The organism is Acidovorax sp. 35-64-16 (assembly GCF_002281195.1).
GTDB classification, from domain to species: domain Bacteria; phylum Pseudomonadota; class Gammaproteobacteria; order Burkholderiales; family Burkholderiaceae_C; genus Acidovorax; species Acidovorax defluvii.
Map to the genome: position 1 here is coordinate 1 of NZ_NCFM01000024.1, position 23030 is coordinate 23030.

Below are 23030 nucleotides of genomic sequence, written 5' to 3' on the forward strand. Positions count from 1 at the left end.
AGCACCAGGGTCTGCTGGGTTTCGGCCAGGCCGATTTCCCAGGGGCCGCCGCAATGCTTGATGGACGACCAGGGCGATGCGCCCGTGCCGCCGTCATGGCCGGCAATCACGACGTGGTCGCTCTTGCACTTGGCCACGCCCGCAGCGATGGTGCCCACACCCACTTCCGACACCAGCTTGGTGCTGATGCTGGCGTGCGGTGCGACGTTCTTCAGATCATGGATCAGCTGCGCCAAGTCCTCGATGGAATAGATGTCGTGGTGCGGTGGGGGCGAGATCAGGCCCACGCCGGGCACGCTGTGACGCAGCTTACCGATGTAGTTGGACACCTTGCCGCCAGGCAGCTGGCCGCCTTCGCCGGGCTTGGCGCCCTGGGCCATCTTGATCTGGATCTGGTCAGCGCTGGACAGGTATTCGGCCGTGACGCCAAAGCGGCCCGACGCCACCTGCTTGATGCGGCTGCGCAGCGAGTCGCCGTCCAGCAAAGGCAAGTCGACCTCGACGTTCTCGGCGCCGATCACGCTCTTCAAGGTATCGCCCTTCTTGATCGGGATGCCCTTGAGTTCGCTGCGGTAGCGTGCGGCATCTTCGCCGCCTTCACCCGTGTTGCTCTTGCCGCCGATGCGGTTCATGGCCACGGCCAACGTGGCATGCGCCTCGGTGCTGATGGAACCCAGCGACATGGCGCCGGTGGCAAAACGCTTGACGATTTCCTTGGCGGGCTCGACCTCGTCGATCGGGATCGCCTTGGAGGGATCGATCTTGAACTCGAACAGGCCACGCAGCGTCATGTGGCGCTTGCTTTGGTCGTTGATGAGCTGGGCGTATTCCTTGTACGTGTTCCAGTTGTTGGCGCGCGTGCTGTGCTGCAGCTTGGCAATGGCGTCGGGCGTCCACATGTGGTCTTCGCCACGGGCGCGCCAGGCGTATTCGCCGCCCGCGTCCAGCATGGTTTCGAGCACCGGGTCGTCACCAAAGGCGGCCTTGTGCATGCGGATGGCTTCTTCGGCGATTTCGAACACGCCAATGCCTTCCACGCGGCTGGCGGTGCCGGTGAAATATTTGCCCACGGTTTCCGTGTTCAGGCCGATAGCCTCGAACAGCTGGGCGCCGCAGTAGCTCATGTAGGTGCTCACGCCCATCTTGGACATGATCTTGGACAGGCCCTTGCCGATGGCCTTGACGTAGTTGTAAATGGCCTTGTCTGCCGACAGGTCACCACCCAGTTCCTTGTGCATGTCGGCCAGGGTTTCCATGGCCAGGTAGGGGTGCACGGCCTCGGCGCCGTAGCCTGCCAGCACGGCGAAGTGGTGCACTTCGCGGGCGGTGCCGGTCTCGACCACCAGTCCGGCGGTGGTGCGCAGGCCCGCACCCACCAGGTGCTGGTGAATGGCCGACAAGGCCAGCAGTGCGGGAATGGCCACTTGCGTGGCGCTCACGGCGCGGTCGCTGATGATCAGGATGTTGGCGCCGCCCTTGATGGCATCCACGGCCTGCGCGCACAGCGAAGCCAGCTTGGCCTCGACGCCTTCGCGGCCCCAGTCCAGCGGGTAGGTGATGTCGATGGTTACGCTCTTGAACTTGCCGTTGGTGTGGCTCTCGATGTCGCGCAGCTTGGCCATGTCGGCAAAGTCGAGCACGGGCTGGCTCACCTCCAGGCGCATGGGCGGGTTGACCTGGTTGATGTCCAGCAGGTTGGGCTTGGGGCCGATGAAGCTGTTGAGCGACATCACGATGGCCTCGCGGATCGGGTCGATCGGCGGGTTGGTCACCTGGGCAAACAACTGCTTGAAGTAGTTGTACAAGGGCTTGTTCTTGCCCGACAGCACGGCCAGCGGGCTGTCGTTGCCCATGGAGCCAATGCCTTCCTCGCCGTTTCGGGCCATGGGCGCCATCAGGAACTTGATGTCTTCCTGGGTGTAGCCAAAGGCCTGCTGGCGATCGAGCAGCGGCAGATCGGCAGGCTGGGCCGCCGCCACTTGCGCGCCAGCGTCGATGCTGTCGAGCTTGATGCGCAGGTTCTCGATCCACTGCTTGTAGGGCTTGGTGTTGACGATGTTGGCCTTGAGCTCATCGTCGTCGATCATGCGGCCTTGTTCCAGATCGATCAGGAACATCTTGCCGGGCTGCAGGCGCCACTTGCGCACGATCTTGTTCTCAGGAATCGGCAGCACGCCCGATTCGGATCCCATGATGACCAAGTCGTCATCGGTGATGCAGTAGCGCGAGGGACGCAGGCCGTTGCGGTCCAGCGTGGCGCCGATCTGGCGACCGTCGGTGAACACGATGGAGGCCGGGCCGTCCCAAGGCTCGAGCATGGCGGCGTGGTATTCATAGAAGGCGCGGCGCCGCTCGTCCATGGTGGTGTGCTGCTCCCAGGGCTCGGGGATCATCATCATCACGGCCTGGCTGATGGGGTAACCGGCCATGGTCAGCAACTCAAGGCAGTTGTCGAACGTGGCGGTGTCGGACTGGTCGGCGAAGCTGATGGGGTAGAGCTTTTGCAGGTCAGCCGCCAGCACGGGCGAAGCCATCACGCCTTCACGCGCCTTCATCCAGTTGTAGTTGCCCTTGACGGTGTTGATTTCACCGTTATGCGCCACATAGCGGTAAGGGTGGGCCAGCGGCCACTCGGGGAAGGTATTGGTTGAGAAACGCTGGTGCACCAGGCCAATGGCCGAAATGCAGCGCTCGTCGGACAGGTCTTTGTAGTACACGCCCACCTGGTCGGCCAGCAGCAGGCCCTTGTAGACCACGGTGCGGCTGGACATGCTGGGCACGTAATACTCTTTGCTGTGCTTGAGCTTGAGCGCCTGGATATTGGCGCTGGCGGTCTTGCGGATCACATACAGCTTGCGCTCCAGCGCGTCCTGCACGATCACGTCGTTGCCACGTCCGATGAACACCTGGCGCAGGATGGGCTCCTTCTTGCGCACGGTGGGGGACATGGGCATGTCCACATTCACCGGCACATCGCGCCAGCCCAGCAACACCTGGCCTTCGGCCTTGATAGCGCGCTCCATCTCCTGCTCGCAGGCCAGACGGGATGCGTGCTCCTTGGGCAAAAAGATCATGCCCACGCCGTATTCGCCAGCCGCAGGCAAGGTCACACCCTGCTTGGCCATCTCTTCGCGGTACAGCGCGTCGGGAATCTGGATCAGGATACCGGCACCGTCACCCATCAGCGGGTCGGCACCCACCGCACCACGGTGGTCGATGTTTTCCAGGATCTTCAAGGCCTGCGTCACGATGTCGTGGCGCTTGATGCCTTTGATGTGGGCCACAAACCCGAGGCCGCAGGCGTCGTGTTCGTTACCCGATGAATACAAACCGTGTTGTTGCAGATGCTGGATCTCGGCAGCCGTAGTCATGGCGCACTCCTCATATTTTTCGCAGGGAATGCAAGATTAGTGCAATGCAACATATTTGCGCAAGCACAAAAATTGGGGTCAGATTCCAATTATTTCTGATACATTGCAAAAAACATGGAATTAGGGACACATCAATATTGATAGCTGTCATTCCTTATCCATCAAGCGCCATAAATCAATTTAACTTAATTTTTCGGTGTGATTGCGGGCCGCCCTGCCTTGGCCTTAGCAACGCGGCGGGGCGATTTTTTTTGCAACTCCGCCACAAACTCCGCATCGCCCAGCGCCCATCCGCTCAATGCCGCTTCGGTCAAAGCAGCCTGATCGCCACTGCCAATGCCCGCCTGCACCAACCCTGCATAGGCTGCTTCGCGCGCAAACGGCGTGTTGCCCAGCGCCCAATACAACGCATGCGGGGTCACGAGTTTGTCGATGCGCTGGCCCAGGTAATGGGCGTGGCTGGACCACTGCCAGGCCCCCGGTTGCGCCACCATGCCGGCCCGCACCGGGTTCAGATCGATATACACCATGCAGGCGAGCAAATAGCGCTCCGTCTCGATCAGCGTGGAGCGGTAGCGCCCCTCCCACAGCGTGCCACTGCGGGCGTGGCGCTGGTTGAAATAGCGCACATAACTGCGCCCCACCGCCTGCATCATCAAAGGCAACGCCTCGGCCGTGGCCGGTGTGGCGAGCAGGTGAAAGTGGTTGTCCATCAGGACATATGCATGGACCGCGACCGCAAACTTATGTGCGTTTTCGGCCAAAAGCGCCATCATGGTGGCGAAATCCTGGGTGTCCGCAAAGATCATCTGGCGGTTGTTGCCGCGCTGAATGATGTGGTGCGGGTAGCCGGGAAGCGTGAGACGGGGCAGGCGGGCCATGGCGAAGTCCTGAACAAGGAAACACGGGCAATTTTAATTGAGCTCTGACCCCAATTATTGAGTTGGCCACGTATTGCCCCTGAGGAGTGTTTGCCCGGACCCTATTCCTGCGGCGACACGGCGGCGTCTGCCGACAGCCCGAAACGCGCTCCCAAAGCCTGCTCGAGCCCGAACTCGCGCAAGATGGCGCGCAGCCGCTCCTGGGCGCTGCGCTTTCTCTGGCCGGTGTAGCGGGCGATGATCAGCTCGTTTTTCATGCTGTGCTCCCAACCCACCAGTTCGGTCACTGTGACCTGGTAACCGCTGGCCTCCAGGTGCAGGCACCGCAACACGTTCGTTACCTGGCTGCCCACCTCGCGGGTGTGCAGCGGGTGGCGCCACAGTTCGGCCAGGGGCGTGCGCGCCAGTTGCAGAGCCTTGCCCTGGCGCAGGCAGGCAGCCACTTCGGCCTGGCAGCAGGGCACGATGACCATCGCGCGTGCCTGTTTTTGCAGGCCGAAGGCAATGGCATCGTCGGTGGCGGTGTCGCAGGCATGCAGCGCGGTCACCACATCAATGCGCTCGGGCAGCTCGGCCGCATCGGTGGATTCAGCCACCGACAGGTTCAAGAACGACATACGCCCAAAGCCGAGTTGCTGGGCCAGTGCACGCGATTTTTCGACCAGCTCGGCGCGCGTTTCAATGCCGTAGATATGACCGCGTCCCAGCGCCTTGAAATACAGGTCGTACAGGATAAAGCCCAGATACGACTTGCCCGCGCCATGGTCGGCCAGCGTGGGGCTGTGCCCGTCGGCCGACATTTCCTGCAGCAAAGGCTCGATGAAATTGAACAGGTGGTACACCTGCTTGAGCTTGCGGCGTGAATCCTGGTTCAGCCGCCCTTCGCGCGTCAGGATGTGCAGCTCTTTCAACAACTCAACGGACTGCCCCGGGCGCAGCTCGGACAACTCTGCGCTGGCTGCCGGCAGGTTTTTGGAAGGTACCTTGGTAGCCGCTTTGGTTACCGCCTTGTGGTCCGCGGCTTTCATGCCGGGTCCTTCGGCAGTTCAGGCGTGGTTGCCGCCGTGCTCACGCCCACGTCCAGCGCCTGCCAGCCTGGCATACCCAGTTGCTCCAGCACCTCCATGTTGCGCTCGTAGATGGCTTCGGCCTCGGGGTAGGCCTGCACTGCCCGGTCAATACTGTCTTCGCGCAGCAGGTGCAAGGTGGGATATGGCGCGCGATTGGTGCAGTTGGTGACATCACCCGCACCGGTGCCCGCAAACTGGAACTGCGGATGAAAGCTGGCAATCTGCAGGGTGCCGTCCAGGTCCAGCTCCTCCAGAACGTCTTCGGCCAAACCCAGGAAATCGTTGAACTCCAGAAAATCCTGCAGGCAGTCCGGCGCCATCAGCAAGGTGGTGTCGCGCACCTCGGCAGGGGCTGCGGCCAGATCGGCCAGCTCGCGCCGCAGGTCTTGCGCCAGTGCCTCAGCACCGGTGGCAGCGCTCACCACATAGTGAATCTGCCCCTTGGCGTGCACGCCCTTGGCAAACGGGCACAGGTTCAGCCCGATCACGGCCCGCTCCAGCCAGCGCACCATGTCCTTCGTGATGAGGTCCGCCCGTTCAGAAGGCGCGAGGGGCGGCGAAGGGGCGGCAGCGTTCATGGCAGATCGATTCAGAAGACAACAAAAAAGGGGTGAAGTTTACCGAACCGCAGCCACCACGGCGGGCCAATCGCAGCGGCTGAGTGCATTTGCAAATCGGTGACGTTTGGCAAAGCCGCAGGCAGCACTGAAGTACCACAAGGCGCATCAACAGCAGCACCGGTGATTTGGTGATGACATCAGCCCAGCAGGCGCAGGCCGGTCAATCGCTCGTGTTCGCGCCCCGCGAAGCGGTCCGTCATTCCGGCGATGAAATCTGCCACCGCCCGGGCGCGTGCCGAGGGCTCGCCTTCCAGTGCCTGGCGGGTGAAACGGGGCTTCATTTCGCGCGGCTCGGCCACATACGCAGCAAACAGCTCGGTTACCACGCGCTGGGCGCGCCCGGTGGTCTCCACCACCTGCGGGTGGCGGTAAAGGTTCTTGAAAAGAAACCGCTTGAGCTCCGATGACTGGGCCCGCATGGGGGCGCTGAAGCCCACCAGCGTTGCGGCCAAACGCACGTCGGCCACACTGCGGGGCGCGGCACTGGCCAACGCGGCGCTGGTGGCCTCGATCACGTCATAGACCTGTGCACTGAGCATGCGCCGGATGGCTTCATACAGCAGGCGCCGCTCCATCGCCGCGCCCACCAGATGCGGATGCTCGGCCTGCGCCACACAGCGGTAGTGGTCAAACAGAGGAACATCGGCCAGTTGCGCCAGCGTGATCAGGCCCGAGCGCACGCCGTCATCAATGTCATGCGCGTTGTAGGCAATTTCGTCGGCCAGATTGCACAGCTGCGCTTCCAGACTGGGCTGCTCCCTGCGCAAAAACCGCCCCCCCACGCCTCCAGGTTCATTCAGCTCCAGCCGCTGCGCGTTTGCCTGCGAGCAATGTTTGAGCACGCCCTCCCGCGTTTCGAACGTCAGGTTGATGCCGTCGTAATCGGGGTAGCGCTCTTCGAGGTGGTCCACCACCCGCAGACTCTGCAGGTTGTGTTCGAACCCGCCATGGGCCTGCATGCACCCGTTCAGCGCATCCTGCCCGGCGTGCCCGAAAGGGGTGTGGCCGAGGTCATGGGCCAGAGAGATCGCCTCCACCAGGTCTTCGTTGATGCGCAACGACCGGGCAATCGAACGCCCCAGTTGCGCCACCTCCAGCGAATGCGTGAGCCGCGTGCGAAAAAGATCTCCCTCGTGGTTCAAAAAAACCTGGGTCTTGTAAACCAGCCGACGGAACGCCGACGAGTGCACGATGCGGTCACGGTCACGCTGGTAGTCGGTGCGCGTGGGCGCAGCAGGCTCAGGATAGCGGCGCCCACGCGACAACGCAGGGTCGCAGGCATAGCACGCCAGAGAAGAGCTTTGGGTCAAATTGGCCTCTAGCGCTTTAACAGCAAGCGCTTAAAGCTATCACATTAATAGCAATTGATTCAATAAATACCAGGTGACGGCCTGTCACCCGGCGCAGCAGGCGTCAATCACCTCGCGCACCAGCGCATCGGGTGCGGCACGCACGCAGGCCCGGCCCGGCCCGTCGATCAGCACAAAGCGGATCTCGCCCGCCTCCGCCTTCTTGTCCACGCGCATCAGTTCCAGATAGCGGCCGGCATTGTCAGCAGCATCCAGCACCGCGCCACGCAGGGGCAATCCAGCACGCTGCACCAGCACCTTCAAACGCGCCACAAACGCGTCATCCACCAAGCCCAGCCGGCACGACAGCTCGGCCGCCATCACCATGCCGGCCCCCACACCCTCACCATGCAGCCAGGCGCCATAGCCCATACCGGCCTCTATGGCATGGCCAAAGGTGTGGCCAAAATTCAAAATGGCGCGCAGTCCGGCCTCGCGCTCGTCCTGCCCCACCACCCAGGCCTTGATCTCGCAGCTGCGCCGCACTGCATGCGCGAGCGCCGTTCGGTCGCGCGCCAGCAGGTCATCCATGTGATCTTCGAGCCAGCCCATGAAATCCATGTCGGCAATCGGCCCGTATTTGATGATCTCGGCCAGGCCAGCGCTGAGTTCACGCACCGGCAAGGTATCGAGGGTCGCCAGGTCACACACCACCAGTTGCGGCTGGTAGAACGCACCAATCATGTTCTTGCCCAGCGGGTGGTTGATGGCCGTCTTACCTCCCACCGACGAATCCACCTGCGCCAATAGCGTGGTCGGCACCTGCACAAACGGCACCCCGCGCATGTAGCTAGCGGCGGCGAAGCCGGTCATGTCGCCAATGACTCCACCACCCAGGGCGAACAACACGGTTTTGCGGTCGCAACCGTGCTGCAGCAGGGCATCAAAAATCAGGTTCAGGGTCTGCCAGTTTTTGTGTTCCTCGCCGTCGGGCAGGACTACGGTGTGGACCTGGGCGTACTTGGGTGCGAGCGCCGAGCGCAGGGCATCGGCATACAGCGGCGCCACTGTGGTGTTGGTGACGATGAGGGCAGCGGTCGCCTTGGGCAGCGCGGCGTAGTTGGCGGGGGTGGCCAGCAGGCCAGGGGCGATGGTGATGGGGTAGCTGCGGTCGGCCAGGTTGATGGCGACGGTTTGCACGACGCTGGCGGGCAATGAAATCGACGAAGTGGACGATGCAGATGCACCACCATCGCGCTGCAAAGCAGAGTTCGGTGAGGTAATTACAGTGGACATGGTGGGCCTAGTTTAGGGCAGCCGCACGGTACGCCGGCTGCTCACAGTTCGCGCAAGGGAGTATCCGATGCCTTTTTTGCGACTGAGACCCTGAGAAGCAAACAAGTTGGGCAACGGAGTCCGTCACCCCAATTTCCCCCGCAAATAGCCGAGACCGATTCCGAACGGAAGATGATCTAAATCACCCCTGACAGAGTAAAAAAGCCGCCGCAAAACAAAAATTCAGATTCCACGCGATAGTGGCTCTGTCAGAACAAAACAGACCGATATTCACGACACCGATCTGTTTCGCCCCAAAGATGGAGTTCAATCAGGCGTGAAGCAGTCATTCACGCCATAAGCAGGCGTCAAGAACGAACCGTTTTTGTCATCGCCCTCGACAAAACCTGTTGTATAGGTCTTTTCCACCACCCCCTCAGAACCTGCCACACTGGTAGTCACTTTCACCGCATATTGAAGCCAAGTCGCAACATTCATAGGGTACTCCACCTGTATGGTGGCGCGACCATTCGTGCCGGTTGTTTTATCACCGATAAAAGACAAAACCACATCCGCTTTGCGCGGTGAAATTTCGCCATCGCCGTCACCGGCGAGGATTTCATCTGCGTCCAGAAATCCGTTCCGATTCAAGTCTTCATTCCGGCACCAAGTGCGTGGACTGGCATATAGCCCTTTTCCATAGGAACGCAGATCAACACTCGCAGAGATTTGCGCATTGGGCACCGCATTGCCAGCTGCATCCGCCACTGCAATATCAAACTTCTTGATGTAGGTGAGATTGTTCGCGCCTTTCACCAGCTCGTTGTTATCACCCAAGGTGATTGAAAGTGGCTGACTGGCAACCGTCATGGTTGCAATTCTGAAATTTGGACAAGCGCCATTCGCGATCTCCGCGTCAGTCAGGCCATAACACACTCGAACCTGAACTCCATCTGTGGGACTGGACCGCGTACCAGCAACATATTCAGAAAACGCTTGACCGGTGGAATCGCTATAGACTGTGGCAGCACCCGTTGAAATCACTTCACCACTGCCCAGCCCCGGCGGAACAATCTCGAAACGGGCGCGAACATTCGCAATAGCTTGGTTGGTCGCGTTTTGAAACACCGCCCTCAAGCCCGCCCGATTCGTGCTGGAGCCCGCCGTATTGGGCGCAATGGTGTTCGGAGTAATAGCCAAGCTGGCTGCGCTAATCACTCCCGTTGCATTAGGAATACCAGTTCCTCCAGGCAGCAATACCTGCACGTCTGGCGTCTGGGCAGTCACACCCGAAGCAGTCGCCACAATGGTGTATGTACCCGCAGAAACAGGGGCAGCCGGCAATTGAACGGTGACATTGCCATCGCTATCGGTAGCCACACTTTGTGTGAAACCCAGTGTGCCACCCAACTTGACGGGGACCTGTGCGATACCAGACCCATTAACGTCAGTTACTTTGATGGACAACGTAGCCGGGCCGCCAGGAACCGGTACTGCAGGGACCAAAGACAAAGCCACTTTACTGCCAGTGACAGGAATCACTGCTGTCGCAGTCTTATCTCCCATCTTTATGGTCGCCGTAATATCCCTATTGGCCTTGCTGCCTCCAATAGAAATTTTCCCGGAAGCTTTACCTGTGGCGTCGGAAACAGCCACTTCTGGCGTATAAACACCAGAACTAACCGAAACTGCCAAAGCGGCATTTGCCACCGGATTGTTATTGGCATCCAGAGCAGTGACCGTTAACGTGGCCTCATCCGAGCCCGAGTTGGTCAATGCATTTTTATTCAGCTGATAAACGATGTTCGCGACACTTACCGTTGCAGGCTGTCCGTTAGGTGGCGTCCCTGAATTCCCTCCCCCACCACCACAAGCCACCAACACAGCCACCAATGGCACGGTCAATATTCTGAAAAGATTTCTCATTTTTTCCCCAACAATTAATCTATTTACCGCACTGGACCACGGTCAGTAATGACCTTTGGCGTAATGAAAACCAGCATTTCACGCTTAGAGGACTCTTTCGTCCTGCTCTTGAACAAATTGCCCACCACCGGCACATCACCCAGCACGGGAATCTTGTTTTCCTGATTGGTGTCTTCCATTTCGAAAATGCCGCCAATCACCACGGTTCCGCCGTTTTCGATCAGGATTTGGGTTTTGATGTGCTTGGTGTCGATGGCTACGCCCTGCGTGGTGGTTTCGCCCCGGCTGTCCTTGTTGATGTCCAGGTCGAGAATGATGCTGCCCTCGGGGGTGATCTGCGGGGTCACTTCCAGCTTCAACACCGCCTTTTTGAAGGCCAGGGTGGTTGCGCCATTGGGCGCGGTCACTGAATAGGGATATTCGGTGCCCTGCTCGATCAAGGCCTTGGTCTGGTCGGCGGTGATGATGCGCGGGCTCGATACGATCTTGCCCTTGCCATCGGCCTCCATGGCCGAGAGCTCCAGCGTCAGGAATCTGTTGGCAGCAGAGTTGAATATGGAGAGGGCAAAACTCCCCACACTCCTGACGTTGGACAGGCTGGCAGGCAGGTTGACAAAATTCCCGTCTGTGTTTGTGGTCCCGCCCGCGCCACTGGAGGCAACCGCATTGCTGTAACTGGTACCAAATGCCACACGATTGTTTCCACCAATCCCATAGCCGCCATCGCCGCCGCGATTGGCTCGCAAATCCGTACCGCCCAATCTCACCCCCAACGACCGGCCGAAGGTATCTCGCGCCTCCACAATTCGGGCCTCGATAAGAACCTGACGTACCGCAACGTCCAGCGTCGCAAGCAACTGCCGCACGTCTTCAAGCTTGCTGGGTGTGTCGGTCACAAAAAGCTGGTTTGTACGGGGCTCAGAAATAGCACTTCCTCGTTCCGTCAAGAATCTGGTGGAGGAGCCGGTGCCGCCACTCGAGCTGGTTGTTAACTGCGACACCATATCCGCAGCCTTGGCGTAATTCAGCTGAAAAGCTTGCGTTTTAAGGGGCTCCAACTTCTGAATGGCCAGCGCAGCCTCGAAATCCTTCTTGGTGCGCGCATCAATTTCGTCCTTGGGGGCAATCCACAACACGCTTCCGGATTTGCGCATGCCCAAGCCCTTGGCATCCATGATGATCTGGAGGGCTTGGTCCCATGGAACATCTTTCAATCGCAGCGTCAAGGCACCAGTCACGGTGTCCGATGTGACAATATTAAAGTTGGTGAAATCTGCAATGACTTGAAGCAAAGATCTGACTTCAATATTCTGAAAATTCAGCGAGAGTTTTTCACCGCTGTAGCCAGGCCCCTGGGTCAATTTGCTCAAATCCACCTTCTTTTGGCGAATTTCCACAACAAATTGGTTATTGCTTTGGTAGGCGCTGTGATCCCAGTCGCCAACGGGTTCCACCACCATTCGCACACGGTCACCCTGTTGGGATGTTGTCACCATTTGAACGGGCGTTCCGAAATCTGTCACATCAAGACGCCGACGCAGTCCTTCAGGCAAGGATGAGCGGAGAAAATCGACAGTCAGCCCCTTGCCCTGGCGGTGAAGATCAACACCGACCTGACTGTTGGCAAGGCCGACAACAATGCGACCAGAACCATCTGCACCTCTGCGGAAATCAACGTCTTTCAAAGGAAGCGTATCGCTGCTGCCGCTTTCTGCGAATATCGTGGTGGAGGACTGCTGCGAAGCTGCTGCCGAAGTGGTAACGGGCAACAAAGAGATAAGAAGCGTCTTGCCTTGCAGTTCAGCCTGGTAGGAAGTGGCTTGCTTGAGATTCAAAACGAGGCGTGACCGATCGCCCGCCTGTACGACATTGATAGACTTTAAGTTTCCCTGGTTCACATCGACAACGGACCGCCCCATTGCATTGGTGGTTCCAGGAAAATCCAGTGCAATGCGCGCTGGTGACTGAATTGCAAAACCCGTAGGCACTGCCGAGAGTGGCTGAGATAGTTCAACACGAACCACTTCTGCGCCACCTTGCATCGTGCCAGTGACTGCCTCGATGGCACTTTGTGCCATGGCAGCTGTTGCTGCCAGCGTAGTCACTACCGCAAAGATCGCACTTTTGTAGTGATTCATCATCCAGATATTTTTCGTTGTCATTTCTTTCCCTCTTGCAGGTCAAGCGATGCGGTGCGCTCTATCCAATCCCCGGTGGCGTCTTGCACTATTTCGCGCAAACTAATTGCCGTTTCGGAGATTTTGGTAATTTTTCCATAATTTTGGCCAAGATAATTTCCCACCCGAACCTGATACAGCAAATTATCGACTTTGAGAAGCGCCGTAGGTGTTCCGGTTTTGTTCAGGCTACCGACCATCGTCATGGCGTCCAGCGGAAATGCCTCCAATGGCTCTTTCCTGCGCGCCATTTCAGGAGCAATCAACGTTGCATTGGAGGCAATCTGAACCGAATCGCGCCGCAATGCCTGCGTGAGCTTGAGTTGATTGAACGGTTCAATACCATTCTCTACCGTATATGCTTGCGGCTGGAACTGCTTGGGCTCGGAAAGGGGGGTAATGCGCGGCTTGGTAGTGGCGCGCTGATCGGCCATCCATTGGCGCAATTCATCCTCGCCCGCTGGACCGCAACCGCTTAAAACCCCCGCACATAAAATCAAAGCAAAACGACCGGTCCACATCATTTCTTTCCTCCGGCATTTTTTTGCGCCTGAACCTCTTCAGGATCCAGGTAGCGGAAAGTTCTCGCGGTGGCATCCATGGACAACATGCCAGCCTCCTTCCCCGCCGGAACAATCGAAATATTGTTCAAAGTCACAATACGGGACAAATGCGCAACATCCGATGCAAATGCACCCATGTCGTGGTACTTTCCCGTCACTTTCACGGCAATCGGGAGTTCCGCGTAATAATCTCGGACGACGATTTGACCAGGGCGGAATAGATCAAATTGCAAGCTCCGCCCCAATCCCGCCTGGTTGATATCTGACAGCAAGGCAGCCATTTCCGCCTTGCTGGGCAATTGCTTTTCAAGCTGAATCACATACTGCTGTATCTGTTCGCGCTGCTTCTTGAGCGCATCCAGACTTACAGCCTTTACAAGTTTCTTCGTATAGTCTTCGCGAAGAACCACTTCCTTGCCACGCTCCGATTCAAGCTCTGCCTGGTAATCTGTCAGTTGGACAAACCAAAGTACGGCAGCAACACCGAGGGCGATGAATGCACAGAGCAAAAACTTCGGCAAAACCGGCCAAAGCGATGGATCTTTGGGATCCAGATTTTTAAACTGCCGCTGCAGATTGCTCTGCAGTGCAGCGAAATCAATTTTTGAAGCTTGTGTTTTTGCCATACGCTACTTTCCCGCAGAGGCAGCAACAGTCGAGCTAGCAGCATCCATGGCTTTTTGCGCCTCACTGGATCGCATGAGCTGAAATTTCAAATTGAAAGCACCAACACGACGCTGGTCCCGAGGTGTCAATGCCACGTTGCTGGCGACAATTTCCACCAGTTCCGGTTTAGAAAACCAGGGGGTGTTGTTGGTAAGGTTGCGCAGCATCTCCGAAACGCGTTCATTGGATTGCGCCATGCCTTGCATGGAAATGGTCTGGCCATCTTGCTTCATGCTGGTGATGTAGACGCCATCCGGCAACCGCCTGACGAGTTCGTTCAGCAGATGTACCGGCAAATTCCGGTCTGATTGCAGATCCTCCACAGCCTTCTGCCGTGCGCGCAAAGAAGCAATTTCCTCTTCGATGGACGCAATTTCCTTGATTTGCCCATCAAGGACCTGGATTTCACGCTGAAGAAAACTGTTCCTCTCCTGCTGGTCTGTAATCATGACCTGGAACCACCAATAGATAGCTCCTGCGATAGCAAGACCCAGCAGAAACGATGCAAACATCGTTGCCTGAAAAGCCTCGCGCCTGCGTTTACGCGCAGCCTCCCGGTGCGGGAGCAGATTGATCAAAATCACTGCAGAAACCTCCGCATAGCCAAACCACATGAAGTGAGATATGAAGGGGCTTCACGCACCATCTTTTTCAAACGGACGGAACTTCCAATCTCCATTCCGTCAAACGGATTGACAGCACTGCACGCAAAACCAGTCTGACGGGTGACCGCCTCCGTCAAACCCGGCAGCGGTGCCGATCCGCCAGCCAGCATGATGTGATCAACACGGTTGTGCGGCGTACTGGTAAAGAAAAATTGCAGCGCTCGACCAATTTCTTGGGCCATGCTTTCAACAAATGGTCGAAGCACCGCTGTTTGGTAGTCCTCTGGCAAGTCCCCGTTGCGCTTCTTGCTTTCGGCCTCTTCGACGGAAAACCCGTATTGCCGCACGATAAGTTGCGTCAATTGCGCCCCGCCGAATGCCTGGTCCCGGTCGTACAAGACCTCTTCATTGCGAATGACCTGCATGCTCGTGGTAAGCGCCCCGACTTCAAACAATGCGACAAGGGCGTCCACCCCTTTGTTGGGCAGCGCTTCGATCAATCGTCCAGCAGCAAGCCTTGACGCGTACGATTCGATATCAACGACCACCGGCTTGAGCCCAGCCGCCTCGGCAAGACCTTGCCGGTCTTGCACTTTCTCCCGCCGCGAGGCCGCAATCAACACATCCACGTCGCCGGGCGCATTTTTGCTAGGCCCAATAACGCAGAAATCCAGACTGACCTCGTCCAGGGAAAAGGGAATGTACTGGTTCGCCTCGGACTCGACCTGGACCTCGAGCTCCTGCTCTGTCATGCCACCGGGCAGAGTGATCTTTTTGGTGATCACCGCCGATGGAGGCAGCGCCAAGGCAACGTTCTTGGTACGGGTGCCACTCTTTTTGACAAGCCGGCGCAATGCATCAGCAACCTCATCGAATTTTTCGATGTTACCGTCTGTGATCCAACCACGCTCCAGCGGTTCGATGGCGCAGCGCTCGAGCACCAGCCCACCGCCCTTGTCGCGCCCTAGCTCCACCAACTTGACGCTGGAGGAACTGATGTCGATACCCAGCAGCGGTGCGGACTGGCGACTAAAAAAAGACCCCGTTGAGATCAAAATTGGTCTCCTGTAACTTGCCAAAATGACGCAACAAAACTTAACATTTCACATGAATGCTATCAGTAAGATAGTTCTCGGGCAAAGCGTTTTAGCCACCCGCATTCTTTCGGGCGTTGCCAAAAGCAGACGATTCTTAACCGTGCTGCAATACGCTTGACGTAGTCATCCGCCACTGTGGGCGGCCCGCGCCTGCGTGGTCCGTCCCCGGGTCCTTCCCCAATAAACCAGCCCGAGATTGCCATTTTTTATAATGGCGGCTCTTTTCCTTCCGAAGCGATATGGCGCCCCCCAACTCCCCCAAGCAACCTCACAAGCCAGACGCTTCGGCGACCGACCGACGCCCTGGCTGGCTACGCTGGATTTTTCGCGCCTTCCTGTGGATCGGCGGGCTCGGGTTGGCTGGGGGGCTGGCCTTGCTGCTGGTCATTGGTGTGGCGCTCGCCATGGCCTACCCCAATCTCCCCGACGTCTCTGATCTTGCGGACTACCGACCCAAGCTTCCTCTGCGGATCTACTCGTCGGAAGGTGCTTTGCTGGGAGAGTTCGGCGAGGAAAGGCGCAACCTGACGCCCATAGGCGAGATCCCCACCGTGGTGAAAGACGCAGTGCTGGCCATTGAAGATGCACGGTTCTTCCAGCACGGTGGCGTCGATTACAAGGGAATGATGCGCGCAGTCCTTGCCAATCTGGGGCGCGTCAAAAGCCAGGGCGCTTCAACCATCACCATGCAAGTGGCTCGCAATGTTTATCTATCATCAGAAAAAACATTTACGCGGAAAATTTACGAAATATTACTAACATTCAAACTCGAGCATTTGCTCACAAAAGACCAAATTCTCGAGATTTACATGAATCAGATTTATTTGGGCAACCGTGCCTACGGATTTGCCGCCGCATCCGAGGCCTATTTTGGAAAACCGCTGAAGTCAGTTTCCATCGCCGAGGCAGCGATGCTGGCGGGGCTGCCCAAGGCGCCCTCTGCGTACAACCCGATCAACAACCCCAAGCGCGCCAGGTCACGCCAGCTCTACATCATTGAACGGATGGAGGAAAACGGTTTCATCACGGCCGAAGAAGCTGCGGCCGCAAAGAAGGAAGAAATCAAAATCCGCTCAGGACAGGACAACACCCGCGTCCACGCCGAATATGTGGCCGAGATGGTGCGGCAACTGATCTTCAACCAGTATGGCAATGAGGCTTACACCCGCGGCCTGAATGTGTACACCACGCTGAACGCGGCCAACCAGGATACCGCCTACGCGGCCCTGCGGCGCGGCATCATGGATTACGAACGACGCCAGCAGTATCGCGGTCCCGAGCAATTCGTGAACCTGCCCAACGCTCCAGAAGAGGTGGAGGACGCCATCGACGAAGCGCTTGCCAGCCATCCAGACAACGGAGACATCCTGGCAGCAGTGGTGCTGGAGGCCACCGCACGCAAGATCGTGGCTGCGCGCGCGAACGGGGACACTGTTGAAATCACGGGCGACGGACTCAAGCCTGCGCAGTCGGGTCTGAGCGACAAGGCAGCCCCCAACATCAAGATTCGCCGCGGCGCCGTGATTCGCGTGGCCAAGACGCCCAAAAACGCCTGGGAAATCACCCAACTCCCCGAGGTCGAGGGTGCTTTGGTGGCTGTCGATCCACGCAACGGAGCCATCAAGGCGCTGGTGGGCGGTTTTGATTTTGACAAGAACAAGTTCAACCATGCAGCCCAAGCATGGCGCCAGCCGGGTTCCAGTTTCAAGCCCTTCATCTATTCCGCCGCGCTGGAAAAGGGCTTTACCCCGGCCACCGTTGTCAACGACGCTCCGCTGTTTTTTGACGCAGGCGTCACTGGCAGTCAACCCTGGGAGCCCAAAAATTACGACGGAAGATACGACGGCCCCATGACCATGCGAACGGGGCTTGCAAAGTCCAAGAACATGGTCTCCATTCGCATCCTGCAGGCGGTAGGGCCCAAAACGGCGCAGGAGTGGGTCACCCGTTTCGGGTTCGAGGCTGAAAAGCACCCCGCCTATCTGACCATGGCATTGGGTGCGGGTTCTGTTACGCCCTTGCAAATGGCATCGGCCTTCTCGGTGTTTGCCAATGGTGGCTACCGCGTCAACCCTTGGTTGATTACACGCGTGACCGACCACAAGGGTCGGGTGATCTCGGAGAACCCGCCCCCTGACATCAGCGATCTGCCTCGCGCCATTGATGCAAGAAATGCATTTGTCATGAACAACCTGTTGCAGGAGGTCACGCGCTCGGGGACTGCTGCACGGGCGCAAGCCACTCTCAAGCGGACGGATCTGCATGGCAAGACGGGCACCACGAACGACTCGGTGGACGCCTGGTTTGCTGGCTATCAGCCTACCTTGGCCGCTGTGACGTGGATCGGCTATGACAAGCCGCGCAACCTGGGCAGCCGTGAAACCGGGGGCGGACTGAGCTTACCGGTATGGATCAACTTCATGGAACGGGCCCTCAAGGGCGTGCCAGTCATGGAGGCCACTGTGCCGCCAGGGGTGGTGAATGTTGGTGGTGAGTGGTTCTATGAGGAATATTCGCGCAACGCGGGCGTTGCAAACGTAGGCCTGGAAAATCGGCCCACCCCTTCATCGACCGTGGCACCGCAGGCGCCACCGCCACCCGAAGAACGCGGTCGCATACTCGACCTGTTTCGCAACTGATTCTTTGCAAGATGCGGTCCTGCTGTGTTTTCACAGTGGCGCCGCATGTGCAATACATGTCCGGGTCTCGTCAATGCAAGGCTGGCTCGGCTCCCGATCCTGCCAGCGCTAATCAGGCCACGAATCGCAACGGCGTGCCCGACTGCTGTTCGGCATCCCGGCTCAGCCGGTGAAAGAATTCGCCGGCACCTTTGGTGTCTTGCCAGGCCAAGCCATCAAACCGGTAGTGGTATCCGCCCGACTTTGCGGCCATCCACACCTCATGCAGCGGTTTTTGCAAGTTGATGATGATTTGACTGCGGTTGGGAAATGTCAGTGTCACCATGCCGCCTGTGCGCTGGCTGTCCACATCGGCGGCCCCCTCATCGTTGATGCGATCGCAACTGCGTTCAACGGCAAGCAGCAGTTTTTCAGCCTGGTCCAGAAATTCAAGGTCGGTCATTACAATTTACGCATGTTGAGAGCTTCCCAAATTCTAGTCAGGTCTATTGCCCTTGCTGCCAGTGCGGCAGTGCTGTGGGGCTGCGGCCAGCGCGGCCCCTTGTATCTACCTGGGGCGCCTGAAGCCAGTCAACGCGCCACGTTGCCTGAAACGCTCTCCCCTGTAAAAACGGAACCGGCAGCACCCGCCACGGCCGCACCACCCGCTTCCGTGCCACGGTGACTGTGCAGGCGGCGGCCTTCAGGTATGTGAAACGCACAGGGCAAATGCAAACTTGATTCTTATCAAGCACTAAGAACGTGGGTAATCGTACAGTCGATGTTTTATTGCATTGCAGCATCGACATGGCCCTGGAACTCTATCGCGACAAGCATCACGCCTGCCTCATGTTTACCGACCTCATCGAGGAGGATGGGCAGGCGGTTCAGGCCAACCAGTTCCTGATCGTCGATGACGACACGGGCGCCATCATCGATCCCGGATGCAACCTCGCCTTCAATGAATTGTTCATGGGGATGTCCATGCACTTCCCGCCCAGCAAGCTGGCGTATGTCATCGCATCGCATGCCGATCCAGACATCATTGCCTCACTCGATCGCTGGATGAGCACCACCAAGGCTTCGCTGGTGATTTCTCGGGTGTGGGAGCGGTTTGCCCCCCATTTCACCAAGGTGGGCAAGACAGAAAACCGCGTGATCGGCGTGCCCGACAGTGGCGGCCACCTGCCTTTGGGGCGCCACGAACTGGTGTTGCTGCCAGCGCACTTCATGCACTCCGAGGGCAACTTCCATTTCTACGACCCGGTCAGCCGCATTCTTTTCACCGGCGACCTGGGCGTGTCAATGACGTCGGGGGCAGAGGCGCGCATTCCTGTCACCGATCTGGCTGCGCATATCCCGCGCATGGAGGGTTTTCACCGCCGCTACATGGTGTCCAACAAGATCTTGCGGCTGTGGGTGCACATGGCGCGCCAGCTGGACATCGCCATGCTGGTGCCCCAGCATGGCGCACCCATCATGGGAAAAAAGGCCATCAGCGATTTTCTGGACTGGATCGAAAACCTCATGTGCGGCATCGACTTGTTTGATGACCGCGCCTACCAGATCCCGACCGCCCACATCGACCCGGTAAGCCGACAAATGCGGCCAGCACTGCACGCGGTGAACGCTTGATGGTTATTGACAAAATCGGCTCCAGCCCTTTCGCATAAAGCGCTAACAGCTACTATTTTAGTAGCATTCAAAATGACTTTGCGGCTTTGCCGTTTCCCGAAGACCGTGCCGCCCTGGAGACCATGCGCCGCCACAGGCGCCAGCCCAGCAGCACCGACAGAATGGCGGCATACACCGCAACTTCCGCAAAGTCGTTTTTGCCCGCGCGCATCCAGAAAAAATGCAGGATCGCCAATCCGGCCACTCCATACACTGCCCGGTGCAGCGCCTGCCACCGGCGCCCTCCCAATGCCCGAATGGCACGTTGGAATGAGGTGGCTGCCAACACGGCGAGCAGGAAAAACGCCAGGAACCCCACCAGGATAAAGGGGCGCTTGGCAATGTCGCGTGCTATCTCGGCAAGGTCAAAGCCCATGTCGAACCCGCTGTAGCTCAACAGGTGCAGCAGCGCATAAAAAAACACAAACAGGCCCAACATGCGCCGAAAACGGGCCAGTTGCGGGCTTGCGGTGGTGACGCGCAGCGGCGTCACCGCAAGCACCAAGCACAGGGCCCGCAGGGTCCAGTCGCCTGTGGCACGGATCAGCGCCTCTGCCGGGTTGGCGCCCAGCTGGTTGGTGGCGGCCGCGTAAACCAGCCACACCAAGGGAAGCAGACACAACACAAACAACACCGGTTTGGCCACCGGATGGAGCAGAAGTTTTCTCATGGCACAACGCACCGGACGATTGGCCCGATGTCCCCCGCGGCGGTGTTCAATAAAACTTCTTGAGATCCATGCCGGCGTAGAGCTGGCCCACCTGGGGCTCGTAGCCGTTGAACATCAGGGTTTTGCGCTTCTTGGCAAACAGGCCGTCTTCGCCAATGCGGCGCTCAGTGGCCTGGCTCCAGCGCGGATGATCCACCTCGGGATTCACATTGGAATAGAACCCATATTCCTGTTTGGCTGCCTTGTTCCAGGCCGTTCCTGGCTCTTTCTCGACAAAACGGATCTTGACGATGCTCTTGGCACTTTTGAAGCCATATTTCCAGGGCACCACCAGGCGCACTGGCGCGCCGTTCTGGTTGGGCAGCACTTCGCCATAAATGCCAAAGGCCAGCAGCGTTAGCGGGTGCATAGCCTCGTCCATGCGCAGGCCCTCCACATACGGCCAGTCGAGCACGCGCGAGCCCACATAGGGCATCGTCGCCTTGTCGGCCAGCGTTACGAACTCCACATACTTGGCGTTGCCCTGCGGCTCCACGCGCTTGATGAGCTCGGCCAGCGAGTAGCCCACCCAGGGAATGACCATGGACCAGCCCTCCACGCACCGAAGGCGGTAAATGCGCTCTTCCTGGGCGCTGAGCTTGAGCAGGTCTTCGATGCCGTATTTGCCGGGCTTCTTGACCAGGCCTTCCACCTCCACGGTCCAGGGGGCGGTCTTGAGGGTGTGTGCGTTGCGCGCAGGATCGGCCTTGTCGGTGCCAAATTCGTAGAAGTTGTTGTAGGTGCTCGCGTCCTTGTAGTCGGTGAGCTTCTCCATCGAGACCGACCCCGCCACCGCCGACCTGGCACCCGCCAGCGCTGCCAGTTTGCCTGGGCGCGCCACCTGGGCCATGGCCTCACGCCCCGCCCAGGAAGCCAGAGCGGCACCCGCCGCACCGCCCGCCATGAGCTTGAGCATCTGGCGGCGGTCTTCGTAAACCGAACGTGGGGTGATTTCGGAGGAGTGCGGGTGGATAAAACCCGAATCGCGCGATGGAATCAGCATGGAGGCTCCGGTCATTCTCTGGTTGAAACAGCTGTGCGGTAGAGCAGAACAACTGTTAGTTCGTTCCCTGAACCGATCAGGTTACACCGAGGACGCGAGAGTTGCAGGCCATGCCCTGCATGGCCTTTGCCATCATCGCGGTATCAAAGCGTGCCGTAGCTGTGCAGCCCGCTCAGAAACATGTTCACGCCCAGAAAGGCGAACGTGGTGACCACCAAGCCCACCAGCGCCCACCAGGCAGACACGGTACCGCGCAGCCCCTTCATGAGGCGCATGTGCAGCCACGCTGCATAGTTCAGCCACACGATCAGCGCCCAGGTTTCCTTGGGGTCCCAGCTCCAGTAACCGCCCCAGGCCTCGGCCGCCCACAGCGCCCCCAGCACGGTGGCAATGGTGAAGAACGCAAAGCCGACGGCAATCGACTTGTACATCACGTCATCCAGAATCTCGAACGACGGCAGGCGCTCAGCAATGCGTTTGCGACCCATCAAAATGCCCGCCACGATGAGTGCGGAGATGCCGAAATAGACCATCCAGTAGCCACCGCCGGTTTCGGCGGCACCCTGGCGGAACACAATGGGCTCGAAGCACAGCACTACGCCCAGCAGCCACAGGGGCGCCAGTTTGTACCAGCGGGTTTCACTGGCCTGCTGCTTGATGAGGTAGGCAAAGGCCACCATGGCTGCCAGCGCAAAAGTGCCGTAGCCAATGAAGTTGGCAGGCACATGAACCTTCATCCACCAGCTCTGCAGCGCCGGCACCAGTGGCTGGATCTCGTGCTGCTCGCGCACGAGCGTGTACCACAGCAAAAAACCCACCGCAGCGCTCACCACCAGCATCACGAAGCCACCCAGAGCACGCGTGCCGTACTGCTGCTCGTAATACAGATAGAACGCCGCCGTCATCCAGCAGAACATCACGAACACTTCGTAGAGGTTGCTGACCGGGATGTGGCCGATATCGGGGCCAATCAGGTAGCTTTCATACCAGCGCACCAGGGTGCCGATGAGAGCCATGCCCACTGCAACCCACGCAAGGCGCGAGCCGATCAGACTCATGGTGTGGCCTTCGCCCCTCGCAAACATGCCCAACCAGTAAAACGCCGTGCTCATGAAAAAGAGCATGCTCATCCACAAAATGGCCGACTGGCTGGACAGAAAGTATTTAAGCCCGAACACCGTCTCGGCACGCGCAAGGTTGCCCGCACCATCTTGCTGGTACAAGCCGATGGCTGCCAGTGCCAGCACCACCACGACCAGCATCAACACCTGCAGCGGACGCCAGAACCAGCCCAGCCATACGGTGCAGGGAATCGCGCCCAGCAGAATGCCTTTTTCGTACACATCCATGTAGCTGCCATAGCGCTGCAGCGCATACAGCCCACCTACGGTCACGATGGCAGCGAACAGCCAGTCGAACCAGTTGCGGCGGGCGAAGAACCCCTCGTTGAGCAAGATAGTGGTGGTAGCAGTGTTCATGCGTTGCC

19 protein-coding genes are annotated in these 23030 nt (G+C 58.6%); 3 read left to right on the forward strand and 16 right to left on the reverse strand.

The window, feature by feature from the left end:
• The 12 genes from B7Y64_RS13790 to B7Y64_RS13845 form a co-directional block, all read right to left on the reverse strand.
• Nucleotides 1-3371, reverse strand: a 3371-nt coding sequence (locus tag B7Y64_RS13790) for a glutamate synthase central domain-containing protein (RefSeq protein WP_291329162.1), incomplete at its 3' end; no start/stop codon positions are given.
• A gap of 185 nt (nucleotides 3372-3556) precedes the next feature.
• Nucleotides 3557-4252: a transposase gene (locus tag B7Y64_RS13795; RefSeq protein ID WP_024814130.1), complete on the reverse strand. Its 696-nt coding sequence runs from the start codon at nucleotides 4250-4252 to the stop codon at nucleotides 3557-3559.
• Between the two features lie 101 nt (nucleotides 4253-4353).
• Nucleotides 4354-5280, reverse strand: coding sequence for an SAM-dependent methyltransferase (locus B7Y64_RS13800; RefSeq protein ID WP_291327211.1), 927 nt, complete (start codon nucleotides 5278-5280; stop codon nucleotides 4354-4356).
• Nucleotides 5277-5900, reverse strand: a complete 624-nt coding sequence (locus B7Y64_RS13805) for a DUF1415 domain-containing protein (protein WP_291327213.1) — start codon at nucleotides 5898-5900, stop codon at nucleotides 5277-5279. The genes B7Y64_RS13800 and B7Y64_RS13805 overlap by 4 nt, the downstream gene beginning before the upstream one ends.
• A gap of 179 nt (nucleotides 5901-6079) precedes the next feature.
• Nucleotides 6080-7252, reverse strand: coding sequence for a deoxyguanosinetriphosphate triphosphohydrolase (locus B7Y64_RS13810; RefSeq protein ID WP_291329164.1), 1173 nt, complete (start codon nucleotides 7250-7252; stop codon nucleotides 6080-6082).
• 84 nt (nucleotides 7253-7336) lie between these two features.
• Complete coding sequence (gene aroB, locus B7Y64_RS13815; protein WP_291329179.1) at nucleotides 7337-8431, reverse strand: 3-dehydroquinate synthase; 1095 nt, start codon at nucleotides 8429-8431, stop codon at nucleotides 7337-7339.
• A gap of 402 nt (nucleotides 8432-8833) precedes the next feature.
• Nucleotides 8834-10432, reverse strand: a complete 1599-nt coding sequence (locus B7Y64_RS13820; RefSeq protein ID WP_291329166.1) for a carboxypeptidase-like regulatory domain-containing protein — start codon at nucleotides 10430-10432, stop codon at nucleotides 8834-8836.
• 23 nt (nucleotides 10433-10455) lie between these two features.
• Nucleotides 10456-12594 (reverse strand): type IV pilus secretin PilQ, encoded by a 2139-nt coding sequence (locus B7Y64_RS13825; protein ID WP_291329168.1) that lies wholly within the window; start codon nucleotides 12592-12594, stop codon nucleotides 10456-10458.
• Nucleotides 12591-13133, reverse strand: coding sequence for a pilus assembly protein PilP (locus B7Y64_RS13830; protein WP_087743824.1), 543 nt, complete (start codon nucleotides 13131-13133; stop codon nucleotides 12591-12593). The genes B7Y64_RS13825 and B7Y64_RS13830 overlap by 4 nt, the downstream gene beginning before the upstream one ends.
• Nucleotides 13130-13798 carry a type 4a pilus biogenesis protein PilO gene (locus tag B7Y64_RS13835; RefSeq protein WP_087743821.1) on the reverse strand — a complete coding sequence of 223 codons (669 nt, stop codon included), beginning with the start codon at nucleotides 13796-13798 and terminating at the stop codon, nucleotides 13130-13132. The genes B7Y64_RS13830 and B7Y64_RS13835 overlap by 4 nt, the downstream gene beginning before the upstream one ends.
• Nucleotides 13799-13801: 3 nt before the next feature.
• Nucleotides 13802-14422: a PilN domain-containing protein gene (locus B7Y64_RS13840; RefSeq protein WP_291324391.1), complete on the reverse strand. Its 621-nt coding sequence runs from the start codon at nucleotides 14420-14422 to the stop codon at nucleotides 13802-13804.
• The gene (locus tag B7Y64_RS13845; protein WP_291324378.1) at nucleotides 14419-15498 is read right to left on the reverse strand and encodes a pilus assembly protein PilM; all 1080 of its coding nucleotides are present in this window, start codon (nucleotides 15496-15498) and stop codon (nucleotides 14419-14421) included. The genes B7Y64_RS13840 and B7Y64_RS13845 overlap by 4 nt, the downstream gene beginning before the upstream one ends.
• Before the next feature lie 281 nt (nucleotides 15499-15779).
• Between B7Y64_RS13845 and B7Y64_RS13850 the strand changes: the two genes are divergently transcribed.
• The gene (locus B7Y64_RS13850; RefSeq protein WP_291329171.1) at nucleotides 15780-18179 is read left to right on the forward strand and encodes a penicillin-binding protein 1A; all 2400 of its coding nucleotides are present in this window, start codon (nucleotides 15780-15782) and stop codon (nucleotides 18177-18179) included.
• Nucleotides 18180-18291: 112 nt separating this feature from the next.
• On the opposite strand, the gene cyaY is transcribed toward B7Y64_RS13850, so the two are convergent.
• Nucleotides 18292-18621 (reverse strand): iron donor protein CyaY, encoded by a 330-nt coding sequence (gene cyaY / locus B7Y64_RS13855; protein ID WP_291324380.1) that lies wholly within the window; start codon nucleotides 18619-18621, stop codon nucleotides 18292-18294.
• Nucleotides 18622-18633: 12 nt separating this feature from the next.
• Between cyaY and B7Y64_RS13860 the strand changes: the two genes are divergently transcribed.
• Complete coding sequence (locus tag B7Y64_RS13860; RefSeq protein WP_081739334.1) at nucleotides 18634-18843, forward strand: lipoprotein; 210 nt, start codon at nucleotides 18634-18636, stop codon at nucleotides 18841-18843.
• Nucleotides 18844-18965: 122 nt separating this feature from the next.
• On the forward strand, nucleotides 18966-19793 hold the full coding sequence (locus B7Y64_RS13865) for an MBL fold metallo-hydrolase (protein WP_291324381.1): 828 nt from the start codon (nucleotides 18966-18968) through the stop codon (nucleotides 19791-19793).
• Between the two features lie 67 nt (nucleotides 19794-19860).
• Here B7Y64_RS13865 and B7Y64_RS13870 read toward each other — a convergent pair whose 3' ends face one another.
• The 3 genes from B7Y64_RS13870 to ccsB form a co-directional block, all read right to left on the reverse strand.
• Entirely contained in the window at nucleotides 19861-20502 is a 642-nt protein-coding gene (locus B7Y64_RS13870) for a protein-methionine-sulfoxide reductase heme-binding subunit MsrQ (RefSeq protein WP_291324382.1), read from the reverse strand.
• Nucleotides 20503-20548: 46 nt separating this feature from the next.
• Nucleotides 20549-21544, reverse strand: coding sequence for a protein-methionine-sulfoxide reductase catalytic subunit MsrP (msrP, locus tag B7Y64_RS13875; protein ID WP_291329173.1), 996 nt, complete (start codon nucleotides 21542-21544; stop codon nucleotides 20549-20551).
• Nucleotides 21545-21687: 143 nt separating this feature from the next.
• Nucleotides 21688-23022 (reverse strand): c-type cytochrome biogenesis protein CcsB, encoded by a 1335-nt coding sequence (gene ccsB, locus B7Y64_RS13880; protein ID WP_291324384.1) that lies wholly within the window; start codon nucleotides 23020-23022, stop codon nucleotides 21688-21690.
• Nucleotides 23023-23030: the final 8 nt, after the last annotated feature.